Source organism: uncultured Paraglaciecola sp. (genome assembly GCF_913020055.1).
GTDB lineage: Bacteria > Pseudomonadota > Gammaproteobacteria > Enterobacterales > Alteromonadaceae > Paraglaciecola.
Genome location: NZ_CAJWCF010000091.1, coordinates 1 through 19,084, shown reverse-complemented (window position 1 = coordinate 19,084; position 19,084 = coordinate 1). Strand labels below are relative to the sequence as shown.

The 19,084-nt window shown below is 39.6% G+C and carries 18 protein-coding genes; 3 read left to right on the top strand and 15 right to left on the bottom strand.

What is annotated here, in order from left to right:
- Positions 1–453: 453 nt before the first annotated feature.
- Positions 454–813 (bottom strand): hypothetical protein, encoded by a 360-nt coding sequence (locus QZ488_RS16925; RefSeq protein WP_293750995.1) that lies wholly within the window; start codon positions 811–813, stop codon positions 454–456.
- A 114-nt stretch (positions 814–927) separates the two neighbouring features.
- Here QZ488_RS16925 and QZ488_RS16920 point away from each other — a divergent pair, with 114 nt between their 5' ends.
- Positions 928–1,830 carry a LysR family transcriptional regulator gene (locus QZ488_RS16920; RefSeq protein ID WP_293750993.1) on the top strand — a complete coding sequence of 301 codons (903 nt, stop codon included), beginning with the start codon at positions 928–930 and terminating at the stop codon, positions 1,828–1,830.
- A 54-nt stretch (positions 1,831–1,884) separates the two neighbouring features.
- Here QZ488_RS16920 and QZ488_RS16915 read toward each other — a convergent pair whose 3' ends face one another.
- The 3 genes from QZ488_RS16915 to topA form a co-directional block, all read right to left on the bottom strand.
- The gene (locus QZ488_RS16915) at positions 1,885–2,595 is read right to left on the bottom strand and encodes a hypothetical protein (RefSeq protein WP_293750991.1); all 711 of its coding nucleotides are present in this window, start codon (positions 2,593–2,595) and stop codon (positions 1,885–1,887) included.
- Positions 2,596–2,733: 138 nt separating this feature from the next.
- The gene (locus QZ488_RS16910) at positions 2,734–3,303 is read right to left on the bottom strand and encodes a DUF2058 domain-containing protein (protein ID WP_293750989.1); all 570 of its coding nucleotides are present in this window, start codon (positions 3,301–3,303) and stop codon (positions 2,734–2,736) included.
- An 80-nt stretch (positions 3,304–3,383) separates the two neighbouring features.
- Positions 3,384–6,026: a type I DNA topoisomerase gene (gene topA, locus QZ488_RS16905; protein ID WP_293750987.1), complete on the bottom strand. Its 2,643-nt coding sequence runs from the start codon at positions 6,024–6,026 to the stop codon at positions 3,384–3,386.
- A 311-nt stretch (positions 6,027–6,337) separates the two neighbouring features.
- Between topA and astB the strand changes: the two genes are divergently transcribed.
- A complete protein-coding gene (gene astB / locus QZ488_RS16900; protein ID WP_293750985.1) occupies positions 6,338–7,678 on the top strand; it encodes an N-succinylarginine dihydrolase in 1,341 nt (446 codons plus the stop codon).
- A 106-nt stretch (positions 7,679–7,784) separates the two neighbouring features.
- Here the strand turns inward: astB and QZ488_RS16895 are convergent, their stop codons facing one another.
- Positions 7,785–9,974 carry an Ig-like domain-containing protein gene (locus tag QZ488_RS16895; protein ID WP_293750983.1) on the bottom strand — a complete coding sequence of 730 codons (2,190 nt, stop codon included), beginning with the start codon at positions 9,972–9,974 and terminating at the stop codon, positions 7,785–7,787.
- Positions 9,975–10,134: 160 nt separating this feature from the next.
- Between QZ488_RS16895 and QZ488_RS16890 the strand changes: the two genes are divergently transcribed.
- Positions 10,135–11,508, top strand: coding sequence for a dicarboxylate/amino acid:cation symporter (locus tag QZ488_RS16890; protein ID WP_293750981.1), 1,374 nt, complete (start codon positions 10,135–10,137; stop codon positions 11,506–11,508).
- A gap of 46 nt (positions 11,509–11,554) precedes the next feature.
- On the opposite strand, the gene QZ488_RS16885 is transcribed toward QZ488_RS16890, so the two are convergent.
- The 10 genes from QZ488_RS16885 to QZ488_RS16840 all read right to left on the bottom strand — a co-directional run bounded on the left by QZ488_RS16885 (position 11,555) and on the right by QZ488_RS16840 (position 19,019).
- Positions 11,555–12,046, bottom strand: coding sequence for a YcgN family cysteine cluster protein (locus QZ488_RS16885; RefSeq protein WP_293750976.1), 492 nt, complete (start codon positions 12,044–12,046; stop codon positions 11,555–11,557).
- Positions 12,047–12,070: 24 nt separating this feature from the next.
- Positions 12,071–12,463: a hypothetical protein gene (locus QZ488_RS16880; RefSeq protein ID WP_293750974.1), complete on the bottom strand. Its 393-nt coding sequence runs from the start codon at positions 12,461–12,463 to the stop codon at positions 12,071–12,073.
- Positions 12,464–12,466: 3 nt separating this feature from the next.
- Positions 12,467–13,132 (bottom strand): fumarylacetoacetate hydrolase family protein, encoded by a 666-nt coding sequence (locus tag QZ488_RS16875; RefSeq protein ID WP_293750972.1) that lies wholly within the window; start codon positions 13,130–13,132, stop codon positions 12,467–12,469.
- 4 nt (positions 13,133–13,136) lie between these two features.
- The gene (locus QZ488_RS16870) at positions 13,137–14,102 is read right to left on the bottom strand and encodes a lytic transglycosylase domain-containing protein (RefSeq protein WP_293750970.1); all 966 of its coding nucleotides are present in this window, start codon (positions 14,100–14,102) and stop codon (positions 13,137–13,139) included.
- Between the two features lie 11 nt (positions 14,103–14,113).
- Positions 14,114–14,389: a YcgL domain-containing protein gene (locus QZ488_RS16865; RefSeq protein ID WP_293750964.1), complete on the bottom strand. Its 276-nt coding sequence runs from the start codon at positions 14,387–14,389 to the stop codon at positions 14,114–14,116.
- Positions 14,389–15,555, bottom strand: a complete 1,167-nt coding sequence (rnd, locus tag QZ488_RS16860; RefSeq protein WP_293750962.1) for a ribonuclease D — start codon at positions 15,553–15,555, stop codon at positions 14,389–14,391. Before rnd ends, QZ488_RS16865 begins: the two co-directional genes overlap by 1 nt.
- A 116-nt stretch (positions 15,556–15,671) precedes the next feature.
- Positions 15,672–17,327: a long-chain-fatty-acid--CoA ligase FadD gene (fadD, locus tag QZ488_RS16855; protein ID WP_293750960.1), complete on the bottom strand. Its 1,656-nt coding sequence runs from the start codon at positions 17,325–17,327 to the stop codon at positions 15,672–15,674.
- A gap of 153 nt (positions 17,328–17,480) precedes the next feature.
- On the bottom strand, positions 17,481–18,326 hold the full coding sequence (locus QZ488_RS16850) for an alpha/beta hydrolase (RefSeq protein WP_293750958.1): 846 nt from the start codon (positions 18,324–18,326) through the stop codon (positions 17,481–17,483).
- A 131-nt stretch (positions 18,327–18,457) separates the two neighbouring features.
- The gene (locus tag QZ488_RS16845) at positions 18,458–18,739 is read right to left on the bottom strand and encodes a hypothetical protein (protein WP_293750956.1); all 282 of its coding nucleotides are present in this window, start codon (positions 18,737–18,739) and stop codon (positions 18,458–18,460) included.
- 34 nt (positions 18,740–18,773) lie between these two features.
- A complete protein-coding gene (locus tag QZ488_RS16840; protein WP_293750954.1) occupies positions 18,774–19,019 on the bottom strand; it encodes a Slp family lipoprotein in 246 nt (81 codons plus the stop codon).
- Between the last annotated feature and the right edge of the window lie 65 nt (positions 19,020–19,084).

Below are 19,084 nucleotides of genomic sequence, written 5' to 3'. Positions count from 1 at the left end.
GGACAATGATGAAAAGTTCAATAAAAACAGTATGTTTAGTGTTCAACAACAGTTAATACAAACATAGCCATTAATAAATGTAGCACTAACGATTAACTGACTCTAATGAAGGATATTGATTGCACTGATAGTAAACTCCTATCAAAGAATAGCGTTTATTAATGCAAGAGCAGTTATCCACATTAATTGTTAAAACAAAAGAGAAACTATTGAAGTGTGCTTCGTCCTAAATGTGCATTTACCTACCCGTTTGAAAATCAATGTTTTGTATTTCATTACTAGGAGTGAATCTTTTTCGAAAGCTTGTTCGAGTCGAAACAAGATTTAACAAGAGTAAAAAAAACATATTCTATTTAGTTAGGTTAAACGCCCTAGCCATTTTAAAAACAAAAAGGCACAAAGCTAAGGCGTTCTTTGTATTGGTGTAACACTATGTTAAAAAATGACTTAGTGTCATTGGTTAGTGCGTTGTTCAGGCGTAAACATAGTCAGGAAGTCTTCTGGTAGCCTTGGTTCTGGTAATGCAAGAATATAAACAACACGATCTTTAATCGCACCTTCGGCATGCAGCTCTCCCATAGGCACTATTATTTTATCCCCAGCGCTGACCATCGTTCTCTTGTTTGTTTCAGCATCGAGAAAATCCGTTTCTCCTTCCATAATATAAGCCTGCACTTCATCTTTATGCCAATGTACTGGAGGCCCGTCTGTGGATCCCGATACAAATGTAGTTGGCCAAGTTCCATTTTTTTCAATATCGTCTAAGACTTCTTTTTTACTAGTAAAAAATTGCTTATAAAACTTTAATCCCATTTGAAATACTCCTTTATCTAGATTTTGATTGTCTAACACGTTGCAAAGAATACAACTGGTTACTTGCGCAGTAAATAGGCATATAATCATTACATTCATGTAAGGAGAGCACGAATGGATTTAAACAATATCCAATTATTTGTTGAAGTAGTGAAACGAAACAGTTTTGCCGAAGTCGCCAGAATACGAAACATTGACCCCTCTTCTGTATCGCGGTCTATCCGAAAACTTGAAACCACCTTAGGTTTTCGACTTTTCCAACGAACAACCCGCAAGTTATCGCCGACTGAGGCAGGAAAGTCCTACTTTATGCAAGTAGAAGGACTAGTGGCTACATTTCTAAAAGCTGGGGAACAGGCTTTAGATCTATCGAATGAACCTATTGGTAATCTTAGAGTTTCGGCTTGTACCTCTTTTGGGCAAAAAAAATTAGTACCTTTATTGCCAGTAATGAGGAAAAAGTATCCCCAATTAGTAATCGATTTGGTGCTTGCAGACAACCATGTGGATATTGTTGAGCAACAAATTGATGTTGCGATTCGTTTTGGTAAAAGGCCAACGGATGATTTTATTTGTAAAGAGTTGGCACCCAGAAAGTTTGTTGTGTGTGCTAGTCCGGCTTTTATCAAATCCAGTAGCATTACAAAAAGCCCGCTATGTTTAAGTGAACTTGAATGTCTTAGGTTTTCAATTCCTGGATATCGTGAAGCATGGAAATTTCGTCAAGCTAATAAAAAAGAACTGGTGGTGCCTGTCACAGGGCATTTATTGATTTCCCATGGTATGACAATGACCGCCAGTGCTGTTGCGGGCCTTGGAGTGGCATTACTCCCTGATTGGCTGTGTCGTGATGAATTGAAAAATGGCAGCTTGATAGACTTATTTCCCAAATATGAATGTGCAGCAGCAGATTTTGATACCTCAGCATGGTTAGTTTATCCAAGCAGAGATTACATGCCTTTAAAACTCAGTGCTTTTATTGATTGTTTGAAGACTGAGATCCAAGAATTTACTTAAACCATTCACAACACAACTTAATCTCTCAATAAATACGCATTAAAAGGCTACCGTTCAACTGCTTACTTTATTGGCCTCAATCTGCTCAATAATTTTGTCAATTTCTTTAATTGCTCTTTTGTAAATATCAGTTTTTTCATCCATTAAATCGACTGTCACAATGACAATATTCTCAAATTGGTAATTATATAAAAGCTCTGGCTGTATTAGGCTCAAATCAGAAATTCGGATAGCCTTGATCAAAAAAGAGGGAAATATACTTTCTAATATCACTTCAAGGTGCGTATCTTCTATTCGTTCAATGTAGCTGTATTCACTTTCAAGAATTTGTAACATTGTAATTAAGTTTTTATGCTTAATGTGTTTGATATCACCGCTACTGACTAGAGTTTGGTAGATAGTACTTTTGCGTCTAAAGTCAGAATAACTCTTGAGATTAAGTGCGTATTGGGCCAATTCATGTTTTCTGGATTGATCATTGGTGGCAATAATTTGTAGCGCTTTTTTATACTGTTCACGAAACTCATTACTGTATTCTATTTGCGCTTGTAAGGTGCGTTTGTCATCGAGCAACTGGCTGGATAAATCCTGATAATACTGATTTTCAATTTCACGATATTCCTGATTCTTATCCCAGTTATCAAATTGCAACGCTAATAGAATACCAAGCACTATCAAAAACACTTCACCAAAGGTAGATAACAAATAATAGGACGCGCCATGACGTAATTTTAATCTGTCGAGTAACTTTTTTATTGGCAACATAATTGACCACCTTAAGCGCTTATTATTTTTGCTCTGCCCTTTTCAAAAAGCCTGCTATACAAAGCAAAGTGTTAATAACAAAAAACCACAGCTTAGTTGATGAATGATCTGGAATAATTAACCAAAGCTCAGTTGACCTTACCAATTCAAATCATCTGGAATATCATACTCAGCATACCATTTATCATTTTCACTACTTTTCTGATCCTCTTCGCTAATATTATCCGCGCGATACACCACAATAGACTCATCTCGCTCGTCAATTTTATTGGCTACCGGCATAGGCACCAATTCATAACCGTCGTTTAGTTTAACAATAGCAAGTTTGCCCTGGCTGATTTGTTTTTGCGTAGATTGGCTAACATACATACGTTTGATTAACGTGCCATCGGTGAAATTACACACCACTTCTTCTTCACGCTTGGAGCCGGCAAATTTAGGTTGTTTATTCGCTTCAATCAATTGTTTGATTTGCGCAACTAGTGCCTTTTTTTCGGCTTCTTGTTTGGTTTTTTTATTAAGCTCTCTATCTTTGGATTTTTTTGCTTCAATTAATTTTTCAGCAGCCAATTTTGCTTCATTGGTTTGCACCACATTATGGTTTTTCTGCGCTTTGGCTTGTTTGTTTTTTTGTTGACGAACTTGTTTGGCTTTTTTCTTATCAGCTAAACCGGCTTTGAGTAATTGCTCTTGTAGAGAGAGGGCCATAATTGAATGCCATTTTTATAAAGTTTAAAACAATACGGCAGCCAGAAGCTGCCGTAGAATAAAAGGATAAACTGGCTAAGTTACTTTTTAGGTTTCTTACGTTTATCTTCTACTTTCCATTTTCCATCAGTACACCAAGCAGACCAACCTGTGGCTTTACCTTCTTCGTTTTCTGACATTACATATTGCTGCTTAGTTTTACGGCTGTAACGCACGATACTTGGGTTGCCATCGGGGTCTTTAGCAGGTGCATCGGCCAAATAATAAAACTTGGGCGAAATTCTATCTCTAAATCGAGCCAACTCTGCCACTTGCGGAGCACGGGTTTCTCTTGATTTAGGAAAATTATGCGCCGCTAAGAAAATGCCTGATGCACCGTCTCTGAGTACAAAATGCGCATCAGATTTAACACATTCTAATTCAGGCAAATCAGTAGGATCTTCTTTAGGTGGCGCGGCTTCGCCATTTCTGAGTAACTTACGAGTGTTCTTACACTCCTCGTTAGTACAACCAAAATATTTACCAAAACGGCCGCTTTTCAATTCCATATTCGATTTGCATTTATCACACTCAAGAATAGGCCCTTCATAACCTTTAATTTTAAAGGTGCCTTTTTCCACTTGAATGCCTTCACACGCTGGAGAGTTTCCGCACACATGTAACTTGCGAGACTCGTCGACTAAATAGCTATCCATAGCTGTACCACAGTCATCACAACGGCGTTTTGAACGTAATACTTCGGTTTCTAATTCTTCTTCATCTTCGACTTTGATGACTTCATCACCAGAGGTCAAATTCATAGTACCTGTACAGCGCTCTTTAGGCGGTAAACTGTAACCAGAACAACCTAAAAACACGCCTGTGCTAGCGGTACGAACATTCATTGGACGTCCACATTTAGGGCACTCAATATCAGTAGGAATAGCCTGATTTAAACGCATCCCCCCTTCTTCTGGCGACTTTTCAGCAATATGTAATTTTTGCTCAAAGTCCACATAAAACTCATCTAACACTCCTTTCCATGAGGCTTTGCCTTCAGCAATTGCATCCAGTTGTTGTTCCATGTTTGCGGTAAAATCGTAACCAATTAAGTCATCAAAATTTTCCATCAGTCTATCGTTGACAATCTCCCCCATTTTTTCAGCATAAAATCGTTTACTTTCGATTCTAGCGTAACCTCTATCTTGAATGGTAGAGATTATACTGGCGTAAGTAGATGGGCGACCAATGCCGCGTTTTTCCAACTCTTTAACCAATGAAGCTTCATTAAAACGTGCCACTGGTTTAGTAAAATGTTGTTTAGGATCTAGGTTTTTAAGGTCTAAGCTCTCACCTTCTTTTACATCAGGCAACAATAAATCTTCTTCACCTTTTTTACGCTGTGGGTTTTGTACTTTAGTCCAACCATCAAACTTTAATACGCGGCCTTTTGCGGTTAATTCAAACTCACCTGCTTTGACTCTGATGGTACTTGCATCATATTTAGCAGGGGTCATTTGACATGCCACAAACTGACGCCAAATTAATTCGTATAAACGTTGCGCATCACGCTCAACATCTGTGATGGATTCAGATTTCAGTAACACATTAGAGGGGCGAATAGCTTCATGAGCCTCTTGTGCGCCTTCTTTACTGCCATATTTAATCGGATTTTCTGGCAAGTAGTTATTGCCAAAATTATCGGTAATGTAATCGCGGCAGCTGTCTACTGCTTCTTTACCCAAGTGGGTAGAGTCAGTACGCATGTAAGTAATGTGACCGGCTTCATACAAACGCTGAGCCATCATCATGGTTTTCTTTACACCAAAGCCCAAACGGGTACTGGCAGATTGTTGTAGCGTTGAAGTGATAAAAGGCGCTGACGGTTTACTCTGAGTAGGCCTAGATTCGCGACTAACCACTTGATAACTCGCACTTTCTAAAAAGCTCACGGCTTTGTCAGTCTGGGCTTTATTCACCGGCTTAAATGCCGCGCCACTTTCTCTGACCACTTGCATACGCAAGTTGGTTTGTTTTGCGGTATTTAAATCTGCATGTAGATCCCAAAATTCTTCAGGTACAAAGGCTTTAATTTCCCGTTCACGTTCAACAACTAAACGCACAGCAACCGATTGAACACGGCCTGCTGACAAGCCTCGAGCTACTTTTTTCCACAATAATGGCGACACCATAAAACCTACAACACGGTCCAGAAAACGTCTGGCTTGTTGGGCATTCGCCATTTCTATATTCAATCTTCCAGGATGCGAAAAGGCTTCTTGGATTGCGTTTTTAGTGATTTCGTTAAATACCACTCGCTGAAAATCTTTGCCAGGTTCATCAATTAACTCACGCAAATGCCAAGCAATGGCTTCCCCTTCCCTATCCAAATCCGTTGCGAGATAAACAGTGTCGGCATTTTTTGCCAACTTTTTGAGTTCGTTAACAACTTTTTCTTTACCTTCTAGCACATCGTAATGAGCTTGCCAATCATTTTTAGGATCGATACCCATACGATCGACTAATTTTTTATAGTCATATTCACGCAAATACTTTTCGCGCTTTTTTTCAGAGAGAAGTTTGAGTTCTTTTGCTGGTTTTTTAGGCGCAACTTTGCCCACAGCCTTGTGAGGAAGATCCCGAACGTGACCGACACTAGATTTAACAATAAAATCTTTGCCGAGATATTTATTAATCGTTTTTGCCTTCGCCGGTGATTCGACAATGACTAGATGTTTTGCCATAAATTGGTTTTAACCTTTGATTTTTATAGGTTTTTATTGGTTAGGCAAACGTAACTACACATTTACCTCTCAAAAATGCTTTTTAACATATATCGACAAAATGAATATAAAACAAGTTCTTCTTCATACTTATCCAATATTCTTTTTTTTGCGGCGCATTTCGCTGTTCACTTTTCGAACAGCTGCATTGGCAGAACAAACAAAAACAGTATAATGCTCAGCAATTCGTTTCTTGAACGTTATTTTAGACAAAAAATATCAGGTGTAAATGACCTAATTGTCATGGATAAACAACAGTAAGTGAGGTTTAGATGAAGCAATTTGAAGCCAATTTTGATGGATTAGTGGGACCGACCCATAATTATGCAGGGTTGTCATACGGTAATGTAGCATCGTTGAGTAATGCGAGTGCTTCAAGCAGTCCTAAACAGGCCGCTAAGCAAGGGTTAAAGAAAATGAAGGCCCTAGCTGACCTTGGCATGGTTCAAGGTGTTCTGGCGCCACAGGAGCGCCCTGACATTGCTTCACTGCGTAGATTAGGCTTTGGTGGAACTGATGCGAACGTTTTAACCATGGCCGCCAAACAGGCGCCGGCTATATTTCAGGCATGTTGTTCGGCGTCAAGTATGTGGACTGCCAATGCGGCTACCGTATCACCTAGCGCGGATACCGGTGATGGAAAAATTCACTTCACTCCTGCCAATTTAACCAATAAGTACCATAGGTCATTGGAACCAGAAGTTACTGGCAGAATTCTGCAAGCGACCTTTGCCAATAAAGAGTATTTTGCACATCATACTCATTTGCCAGATAACGAACACTTTGGTGACGAAGGCGCAGCTAACCACACACGCCTTTGCAGAGAATATGGCAAAACGGGTCTAGAAATATTTGTTTATGGCCGTCATGCGTTTGATACCAGCAAACCTGCACCGAAAAAATTCCCAGCACGACAAACACTCGAAGCGAGTCAAGCAGTAGCCAGATTGCACGGACTTAGCGATGAAAATATTGTTTATGTGCAGCAAAACCCTGATTTAATTGATCAAGGTGTATTTCATAATGATGTGATTGCCGTAGGTAACCAAAATGTTTTGTTCTATCACGAACAAGCCTTCTATCAATCACCACAGGCAATTGCTGAAATAAAACAAAAATTTGTTGGCGATGACTTGCACTTTATCTGTGTAAAAACTGATGAAGTGACTGTGCAAGACGCGATTAAAAGTTACTTATTTAACACTCAAATTATCACGTTAGCGAATGGTGATATGGCAATAATTGCACCTACTGACTGTAAAGAAAATCCAGCCGTGTCTAACTATTTAACTAATTTAGTCGGGCAAAACACGCCGATTAAACATGTTTATTACCATGATGTTAAAGAGAGCATGCGTAACGGTGGTGGACCAGCCTGTTTGCGCTTACGAGTGGCGATGAATGAAAAAGAATATGCTGCAGTGAATCAAAGTACATTAATTAACGACAGTCAATTTGAGCGCTTAAATACTTGGGTTGATAAACATTATCGCGATACCTTACATGTGAACGATCTGAGTGATCCACAATTATTAATTGAATCTAGAACAGCGTTAGATGAGTTGACCCAATTATTGAGTTTGGGTTCGGTTTATCCTTTCCAACAGGTTTAATAATTGTCAGTGTCAAACAACTAAAAGCCCGGTAAAAACCGAGCCTAGATTGAATAATTGTTAATCTTCATTTAGTAAAAAGCCCGAATCTATCGGGCTTTTTTATTTAATCTATATCGTTGCAGTTTGCGCCTATTCCATAAGGACTATTAGGTGGCGGAGAGGCTTCATCTTTTAAATCTGCAGCCGCTACACTCAAACTGAAGTTTTGTGTTTCTGAGGCTTCGCTACCAGCGGATTCTCCATTTACCGCAATAGTAATATCTGCCCATGCACCAAATTGTTTTGCGTAACTGATGTCAACTAACATTTGGCCGTTCGCATCGGTCACACCTGTGGCAGGAATAGAAGCGACATTACCTGGAGTAAGCTGTCCATCACCATTAATATCTTCTCCGGCATCTAAAATGCCATTTCCATCCACATCTTCGTTTGCACATACGGCTGTGGTAAAGGTCTGCCACACATCTAATTCTTCGTTATATACCCAAAACCCCTTACGATAAACACCGCCTAACGCAAACTTTTCTGGTGTTGCTGAAAAGGTTAAATTAACATTTTCAACTGGGTTGGAGTCAGGGTCAGTGACAAACACTGAAAACTCTTTTGAATAAGAAGAATCTGTAGGTATTTCAATTAATCTACCTGTACCAATAGACACATCAAATGCTCTCGCCCCTACCGTTAAACTAGTAAAGTTTGAAATAGATTGGTTGTCATCAACCGTGGCATACACTTTCACCGCTTCAAAGGTACTAACAGCATTCGATTGATAAACTGTAGAAGCGATACCGCTACGGTCAGTTGTGGCTTGGTTCACTGAAATATTACCGCCACTGACATCATCGACTAAAAAGTTAATGACTTTACCTTTAACCAAATTACCAGCAGCATCTCTTACCACTGCAGTAATGGTACTCGTTTGTCCATCTGGTCCAACAGAATCTGGCGAGCCATCCACTATGATGTTATCTGCAACGGTAGCAACAAACTCAACTTCCGCTCTTGCGCTAACCAGAACACCTGCCCCGTCAGTCCCAGTGGCAGAGATTGAAGCAAAACCTGCATTGTCTGACTCTATGCTAAAGCTAGCTTGGCCATTGGCATCAGTGACATCATCTGCCAGCGTAATAGTGCCTCGAGAGGATGTAAATGAAATATCACCGCCAACAAATTCAACCTCATCTCTTAACCAAGTTAAGGTCAAAGTGCCGGTTTCATTCAAAGCAATCTCTTGTGCTGGAACTGTAGTAAAGGAGAAGTCATCTTGTTGGATAACAATATCAAAGGTACTTTGAGCATTCAGAGCACTAGCAGTAATGACATCTTCACCCGATGCACTGGCTAAATATTCTATCGTTACTTGACCACTAGTAGTGGTAACCGGCGAGGTATTACTTATCGCTCCAGTAAGCGCACTCACGCTCAACTCTGAGTTAGCAATACCTTTACCATCTGAGTCAAGTAAACTAATGGTAAGCAGCACAGGAGCATCGATAATAGCCGATGAAGCACCATCTATATTTATTTGGGTACCTACGACTGCAATATCTAAGGTTTCCGATTCCGCCAAACCAGATGCACTAGCGATAACAGTAATCGTTCTGTTTTCAGGTTTATTTTGAGTATCCAATAATGCTCTAGCTATACCATCTGGGCCTGTTGTGCCTTGAGTAACTTGTAAGCTAGCTTCAGAGTTAACAGAAAATGTCACATCTACACCTTCGAGCAATACATTATTTGCATCTTTTACTAAAGCGATGAGTTCTATTTCGTCAGAACCACTTGACGCTAATTGAATTGAACTAGCATATAAGTCCAATGAGGCTGGTTGCTCGCCAACAAAGGTGGTGCCTGCCGAGTTATAAGTAGTAGTGGCTGTTTCACCAGAACTGAGAGTGGCGGTTACTTCACCCGCACCAGAGTTCTCGCCAACCAAGATGTTAATCGTTGCCACGCCATTTGAATCTGTAGAGGCTGTACCAGAATCATTACCAAATACTGCCAATCCTTCAGGCTGAAATGTGTAGGTGATTAAAGTAGAAGTAACCGGGTCACCATTTGAGTCAGTTGCAGTTGCAGTTAACGTCAAAGGAGTCGATTCAGTCAATGAGGTCGATGGTTGCCCGCTTGAATCGGTAAACACCAATTGTATACTTCTAGTGACAGTAACCGTCCCACCGCCGGTGTTGCCGCCACCGACACTATCATCACGAGACAGGCTTCCTCCGCCTCCACAAGAGAAAAGGCTAAGTAGAGCCAAAAATCCAAACAGTGTTCTAAAACGTAAAATCATAAACCTTTCCTATACACATGAGCCATATTGTGATGGCAAATTCACTTAAACAGTTCAGCTTAACCAACAATCTTGTTAACCTAGCTTCAGGTTAACTAGAAACCAAATTCAACAGCACTAATATTCGCGACTTTTAACAAAAATAAAGCTTAGGATTTTCATGACCACATCAACAAACTTATCATCACCAAAACCCACATCACAAAAACTTGGACTTACCGCTCGGATCTTTATCGGCATGATTGCCGGAATAGTTATCGGAGCTTTATTACAATGGTTGTTTGATGATAGCGGAGATTTTTCCTTTAGTGTATTCGGCTTGCATGTTTCAACGTATGCACTTTTAGTCGAAGGTATATTTAATGTAGTGGGAAGTATATTTATCGCCAGTTTAAAGATGCTGGTTGTACCTTTAGTTTTTGTTTCTTTGGTATGTGGCACGTCTAGCTTGTCAGATCCGTCTAAACTAGGACGTTTAGGTGGCAAGTCGATATTGCTATATATTACTACAACGGCCATTGCGATAAGTCTAGCGGTAACTTTTGCCTTGTTAGTTGCTCCGGGCGAGGGATTAAACCTAACAACTGAATCCACCTATGTTGCCAAAGAAGCGCCAACCTTAGGTCAAGTTATCATCAATATGATGCCTACCAATCCCATCAATGCGATGGCCGAAGGAAACATGTTACAAATCATTGTGTTTGCTGTGTTATTTGGTATAGCCATGGCGATGACAGGTGATACTGGTAAAAGACTGACTGCAGTATTTGAAGATTTAAGCACCGTTATTATGAAGCTGGTGACTATTTTGATGAACCTGGCACCCTATGGTGTATTCGTCTTGATGGCCAAGTTGTTCGCCACTATAGGTTTTGACACCATTGCGAGTTTACTTAAGTACTTCTTGCTGGTTGTATTTGTCTTGTTGGTCCACGCGTTTGTCTCCTACCCTATTATTTTAAAAACAATTAGTGGTTTGAGCCCACTCACCTTGATTAGAAAAATGCGCGATGCTGCATTGTTTGCTTTTAGTACATCGAGTAGTAGCGCGACGTTACCTATTACCATGGAAACGGCCATTAAAAAACTGGGAGTAAAACGCTCTGTTGCTTCCTTTACTGTGCCCCTTGGATCAACCATTAACATGGATGGTACCGCCATCATGCAAGGTGTAGCCACCGTATTTATTGCACAAGTTTACGCAGTAGATTTAACTATGAGTGATTACATGATGGTCATACTCACCGCAACACTTGCTTCTATAGGCACAGCAGGCGTGCCAGGTGTAGGCCTTATAATGCTGGCTATGGTGCTACAACAAGTAAATTTACCTGTAGAAGGCATTGCACTTATCATAGGCGTGGACAGGTTATTAGATATGACCCGCACCGCTGTTAATGTAACTGGTGACTGTATGGTGGCTTGTATAGTGGCTAAAAGTGAAAACGAATTAGATTTAGAAGTGTACAACGATCCTGATGCTGGAATAAAAGACGAAGAAGTCGATTTTGAACATCTAGATAGAAACAGTTAAATACTAGCAACCCTTCTAGATATTTAGAAGGGTTGCTTTAATAGTTCTAATCTAAATCTTCAATCGGCCATAATGCGATGTAGTCTTCGAATTGTTCAAGATCTACATCTTTGTCAGATACTGTTTTAGCCCTTACTGACATGCCTGTTTTATGCATAACTGACTTTTTATTGTTATTTAACAGAGGATGCCAACTGGGTAGTCCTCTACCTTCGTATAGTCTGCGATAACTGCAACTGGGAGGCATAAAAAAGATATCTTGAAGATTACTTTTTGTTAGTTTGACGCATTCTGGTACAAGTGTGGTTCGTTCTGAGTACTGGGTACATAAACAGGTTTTAGTATTTAATAAATTACAGGCAATATTAGTGTAGTGAATCTTTTCACCCACATTAATTTGATCAGTCGTAGCAGGCTCGGTAACGCTTTCATCATCTATAAATTTATGTAAACAACATTTGGCACAACCATCACATACACCTTCCCATTGTTTTTCAGTCATCTTTTCAAGAGGCGTGGTTTCCCAATACTTATCCATGCAAGTTCCTACATTTATTATTCATTAAGGCTCATCTCGCACTTTATCAAACATCAACCAAAGCATCGCTTCACTTCTTGTCTCGAAATTTTTAATCGACAAAGATAACTTTTCAGCCATACCTTCGATCACATTCTGTATATTCAGCTCTGGATTGACAATCCTAGCGATTTTTAAATCACCAAGCCAATCGTTCTCCTGAATTGTCATCAGGAGACTAGCGATTTCAACGTTAGTACAAAGAATTTTAAATTCGGTGCCATCTAGCACCACATTTTTCACTTGATTTTTACCGGCTATTTTTACAATGGTTTTTAACATATGTTCAATATCAATAATGTCGTCCGCTTCGCCAAAAGCTTCACAAATCAACAATTTATTTGCTGGGTCTACTACAAACTCAAAAGAAAACTTCATAATTTATACAACACATGTCTTAACTGAAAAATGTTCATTCAATTCTATTGTTAACTGATCATCAACTGATAACGCTGCTACGCCTTTTGGCGTGCCCGTCATTACAATATCCCCAGGTAAAAGGGTAAAGGTTTTAGAAATATTTGCTAATAACTTTAGTACAGTAAACAACATATCTTGGCTATTACCCTGTTGCCTTAATTCATTATTCACATGCAAACTAAAATTTATATCGGATAAATTTTCAATTCGGTCTTTCATGACAAATTGCGACATAGGGCAACTAAAGTCGAAAGCTTTTGCACGCTCCCATGGATGGCCTTGCTTTTTCAAAACATTTTGAACATCCCGTAGTGTTAAATCTAAACCTAGACCTACTCCCCAAATGGTTGCTTCTACATTCTCTATGCAGGCATTGCTCAGAGTAGACTTAATCAATATCGCCAGTTCCAATTCATTATGACAAGGACCTAACTCTTTAGGTATGACTACTGGTTTATGCAGATGTGATAATGCTGTACTCGGTTTAATAAACAACAATGGTTCACTTGGCACTTCATTTTCTAATTCTTTGATATGTTGGAGATAATTTCGCCCTACACAGACTACTTTGCCAACGGGCAAATCAATACTTTTGCCATCACTATCACTATGTCTATATTCAAACATCCTTTTATGACCCTTTTTTAATGCGATCCGATAAGTAACTGACTGATACTCCAAAATAGCTCGAACGGTTCCATTTCATTAATGTATGAAAATTTTCGTATACTAAATATATCCGCCCTTGTTCTCCATCAGGGTTAATTAGTGACGCTTTTATTGGCACTTTGGGTAAATCTTGGCCATCGTAACGCCTGACCCCCATGTCCTGCCAATCAGCTAACAATCGCTTATTAGCTGGATGCAAACCCACTACAGAAAACACAAAATTTTCTAACAAGCTAACTTGACGACCCCAAGTTAAATCACTGCTCCAACCCTCTTTTTTAAGAAAATTAGCAATAGATGCAAATACATCAGCCTTATTATTCCATATATCTTTTCTACCATCGTTATTAAAATCAATAGCATAGTCTAAAAATGAGGTGGGCATAAATTGACTCTGGCCCATAGCACCGGCCCATGAACCAACAAAATCTTCTAATTCAATATGTCCTTGCTGAAGGATTTTTAAAGCAGCAAAGAGTTGTTTTTTAAACAAGGTCTCTCGCCTACCCTCATAAGCTAGGGTCACCAGTGAATTAATCACTGAATGTTTACCCATAAAACGCCCAAAATTGCTTTCGTTGCCCCATAAGGCAACAATAAAACGTTTCTGCACACCAAACTGCTTTTCGACTCTGTCTAACAAATCCCAGTTTTGTGCCATTAAATTAATGGCTTTTTTAACTTTCCAATCAGGAACCCGGGTAGCTAGGTAAGTATCTAGTGTTAATTTTGTTTCAGGTTGATTTTTATCCGCTGTGACTGTTTTTTTACGATAAGTTACGCCTGAGAACACCTTTTCAACAAAATGAGATGCGTAACCTCGCTCTGCGGCTTCTACCTTCAAATCAATCAAATACTCCTCAAAGGTTGGTTTAGCAAACAAAGATTGACTGACTAAAAATAGTAAAAAGAAGTAATTATATTTCATGGAATTTAGTTTTAGTCTGAGTTCTGTTGCTGCAAATGCGTTTTAAGCAAGTTTTCAGTGGGGGGTGGGAGCTGCAGATAAAAGCCATTCATTTTAAGTTCAGTACGCAATTTATTAATATCTATACGCGCCAGTTCACGGTCTTTTTTCAATGGCATGATCATCAAAAATACTGGTGTGCCAAATGTTTTTAACAGTGCTTCGGGCACTTTGGAAAAGTCGTCTCTGCCGGGCACATACAAATAGGTTTCTTGTTTTTTACTGCTTTTGTATACCGCGCACAACATTATGACTTTTCCTCAAACTGTTGACTACTAAGGTTAAGTGCTTCAATTTTAACTAGATCATTAACAAATAACTCTCGACGCCAACTACTCAATAAATCCGGTTGTAAGCCCATGTCTCGGGTTTCATCCTGATTAAACCAACACCATTTAAGTAATTGATTAATTTGTTTTTTAGAACCAACCAACTCAGGTGGAATGCCATGTTTTTCAGCGATACTTAGGCATAATTTTTTAACGCTTGCAGCCGTATTTTTATAGTCTTCGATATCATTTAATCGCTTTACTCTTGGCGGATAAGCTTCTTCACTTACCTTTTTGCAGTCAGCAACTATGGCTAACAAAGCATCACCATGGATCCTTACTTCGTGAGGGTTCATACCTTGGATTGCGCGTAATTCGTTTTTACTTGATGGTTGCAGTGTAGCAATTGAAACCAAATTTTCCTCTCGCACCACAAAATTTAATGCCATATCTCGCTGCCTTGCAGTAGAGGTACGCCAAGCGGCCAATTCTTTCAAAACCAACACAGCTTTACTCGAGAGCTTCCAGCTATTTTTAATCGTCAAATATACTGAATCTAAAGGTATTGGCGTCTGTTTTTTTGCTGCCAGATGAGCAATTTCATCAAACACCCAAGAAAGTTTATTTTGTTCTTCCACCCTTGCTTTAAGCTCTGGATAAAGTTGAAACAAATACAAAACATCTTTAGCTGCATAGTCACACTGTTCATCACGTAAAGGCCTCGCTAACCAATCTGTGCGCGATTCGCCTTTATCGACAATCACATCAAGCATGATTTCTACCAACTTGGCATAACCCAGTGCAGGCCCCATTCCAACGATACTGGCGGCAAACTGACTATCAAAGATAGGGCTTGGCATTACTTTAAATGCATGCCAAAACGTTTCTAAATCTTCAGAGCACGAATGTAATATTTTGACCACATTTGGGTTGGTTAATAACTCAGTCAAACTGGAAAAGTCATCAATTGATAGGGGATCAACTAACACCAATTGTTTCCCATCGTAAATTTGAATAAGTCCCAATTGTGGGTATAAGGTACGTGTACGAACAAATTCGGTATCCACTGCTATGGCTTCTGCCTGACTGGCTTGCTGACAAAAGTCGGCGAGTGCTTGATTACTCGTTATAAAATTGTATTGCATGGATTTCCAAATTAGTGATGACAAGCTCCATAAAAAAACCGGCTAGAGCCGGCTTTTTATCAAGGAAACAGATGAAAGTTCAAAAGCCCTTAGAGTATAAACGTAAAGCGATGAGATTATTTATCTCTTAATTCTCTACGCAGTATCTTACCAACATTAGTTTTAGGAAGCTCGTCTGTGAACTCAACTTTTTTCGGTACCTTATAACCAGTTAAGTGTTTACGACAATGTTCGATTAAATCTTTTTCAGATAAATTATCGTTTTTGCGTACTGCGACTAATTTAACAATTTCGCCAGAGACGTCATGTGGCACACCTATTGCGGCAGCTTCGACTACATCTTCATGCATTGCTGCTACTTCTTCAATTTCATTTGGAAAGACGTTAAAACCTGACACCAAAATCATATCTTTTTTGCGATCAACAATATAAAAATAACCATCTTCATCACATGTGGCAATGTCGCCTGTGGCTAACCAGCCGTCTACGATCATCTCAGCTGTGGCTTCAGGGCGATTTAAATAACCTTTCATCACCTGTGGACCTTTAACCAGCATTTCGCCAGATTCACCCATAGGCACTTCGTTACCTTCTTCGTCAACCAACTTGATATCAGTCGAAGGTACCGGCATACCAATAGAACCTTTATAGGCTTCAAGTTGCGGTGGGTTTACTGTAACTGTTGGGCAACATTCGGTTAACCCATAACCTTCAAGCAAAACAAATCCAGTGGTTTTTTGCCAACGTTCTGCAACTGGACGTTGTACTGCTGCACCACCACCCAAAGCAAATTTTAATTTACTGAAATCTAAATCGGCAAAACCTGGGGTATTAAGTAATCCATTAAATAAAGTATTTACACCAGTAATAACAGTGAAGGGATACTTAGCCAACTCAGCAACAAACCCAGGCATATCTCGAGGGTTAGTAATCAATAGGTTAGGACTGCCAAATTTAACAAAGGTCAGGCAATTACCTTGCAATGCAAATATATGGTAAAGAGGCAAAGCGGTAACAACCAGTTCTTTACCTGGCTCTATAACGTTCTCTAAAATATTCGAGGTTTGCTCCAGATTAGCCACAATATTTCTATGGGTTAACATGGCGCCTTTGGAAAGACCAGTAGTACCACCGGTGTATTGTAAAAATGCCAAATCTTCGCCGGTTATTTCAGGACGTTGATATGGTTGGCCATGACCTAATTTAAGCGCAACTAAGAATTTCTTCGCATTGGGTAGGTCAAAGGCAGGCACCATTTTTTTAATGTGTTTAATGGCAAAATTGGTGACGACTTTTTTAAGTGGCGAAAACATATCACCAATAGAAGTTAATAATACCGTCTCTACCGCTGTGTTTTTAATCACTTCACTCAAGGTACAAGCGAAGTTTTCTACAATAACAATGGCTTTTGCGTTGGAGTCTGATAATTGGTGTTGTAGCTCCCTTGCTGTGTATAAAGGGTTAACATTGACCACTGTCATTCCCGCGCGAAGTATACCAAACAGTGCGACTGGGTATTGAATAAGGTTAGGCATCATAATTGCCACGGCATCGCCCTTCTTCAACCCTGAATTTTGCAAATATGCAGCAAAATCACGAGAGAGCGTATCTAACTCGGCAAAAGTAATACTTTTTCCCATATTGATATAACTGATGTTGGCAGCATATTTTTCGATAGATTGTTCAAAAATATCGACTATGGATGAATAACGATCGGGATCGATTTCGGCAGGAACCCTAGGGTCATAATTCTTTAACCAGATTTTTTCCACTGTACCTCCAGGCCGCTGGTTCTATGCTCCCCTCTTAGCAAAGGAGCAAAAACCAACTTATTATTATAATTGCATAGTATATAAAACAGCGCTCGATTCTACCTAAAGCTTTCGCAAAGATAAATCAACAATTGATTAACAACTAAGACCAGTTCAAGTTACGTTTAAAAAACGCACTATTTTGTCGGCAACTGGCTTAGGGTTGTCCATATGTAAGTGGTGATACCCCTCACATTCAGCGACCGTTAAATCGGTAACCCAGCCCACTCTTTTTTGTGAAATCGTTCGCATTGACTCATATCCTTTTGACCCTGTTATTAACAACACAGGGCAGGTAATATTGCGCATAAAAGCTTCTGCTTGGGCTTCTGTCATTCTAAGGGCTGAAAAGGTGCGTAATCGCCGGTCAGTGGTAAAAAATAATTGACCATTGTCCTCGCGGATATTTCGGGTGATCAATAATGTGGCGGACTCTAATTTAATATCCCCCACTTTTATTCTCGCTTCGATTGTGCGCTCAATGCTTCGAGGGTGTGTGGCTTCGCTTTTTTGCGCTTTTAGTCTATTTATAATTGAGTCCCTTAGCTGCGTAGGACTACTTTGGGTATCTTTAGTCATAGGTCCAAAAGACTCAATACTAATAAGTTTGCTAACATGCTCTGGAAAACAACTGGCATAAAGAGTGGCTATGATGCCCCCCATAGAATGCCCCATCAATATAAATGACTGCCAGCCTTGAGACTCAACCAATTCATGTAAATCGTAAGGAAAATCAATTAAATGGTAGTGAGCACCATTACTTCTATGAGAAGACAAACCATGACCAGTAATGTCCAATGCTACAATATAATAGTCACTAAGGTGCTCAGCCATAGGATTAAAACTTGCTGCATTATCTAACCACCCGTGCAATGCCAAGATCATTGGTTTGGTAGGATCTCCATGACCGATACCGCAAAGAGTGATATTGGCAAGATGGAATTCAAGTTTTTTTTGCACGTATTTTCCTTTTTAGAACACAAAAAAAGCGGCAAATATTTGCCGCCAATATGCAATGTTTTGCCATTTCAGGCAATAAATCACCACTAATAATATAAACAAATGCCACGAGTAGGGTAAACAGTTTCCTGTCAGTAGCGACTATTTTTCTCGTTTAATCTCTCTTGACGCTCTCTTTGTTTTTCTTTTTCGCTCCTAACCTGCCATCCCCACTTTCCTCGCTGAATGAAAGCAGGATCATTGTCTAGCGTTTTGGGGTGATCCGCTTTTGAAAGGCCATTCCAGACGTAAAAATCATCTACTTCCACTAATGCCAATTGAGTTGTTCTAAGCTCTGGATATGGGTTTTGTACTTCCTCAATATTTCCAACAAGCGTAAGAACACTTCCTTTTTCTAAGTTCTTTATATTCAATGAATTATTTAAGTTAGCGGTAAAACGCCCAAAGCTACCAGACGTAGGTAGGCTGACCAGAGGCCAATAACGGATACTGAGTGATAGTCACATTAGCAATACCTTCTTGCTTGCTCACCTCAGTAATAACCCCTCCCCACCTCACGGTTTCTCCAACTGAGTTTTTGCTAACCTCATTAAAATTAATTAATTTTTGTTCCTGAGAGACTTCGATTTGGTCGGGAAAGGCAGTACATCCACCAACTAAACCCACAATTGCCAAAACTGTTAACCTATTCATCAGAATACAGTCCTTATGTACACCTTATAAAAAGATGGCATTAAGATTTATCGCGAGTTATTTTT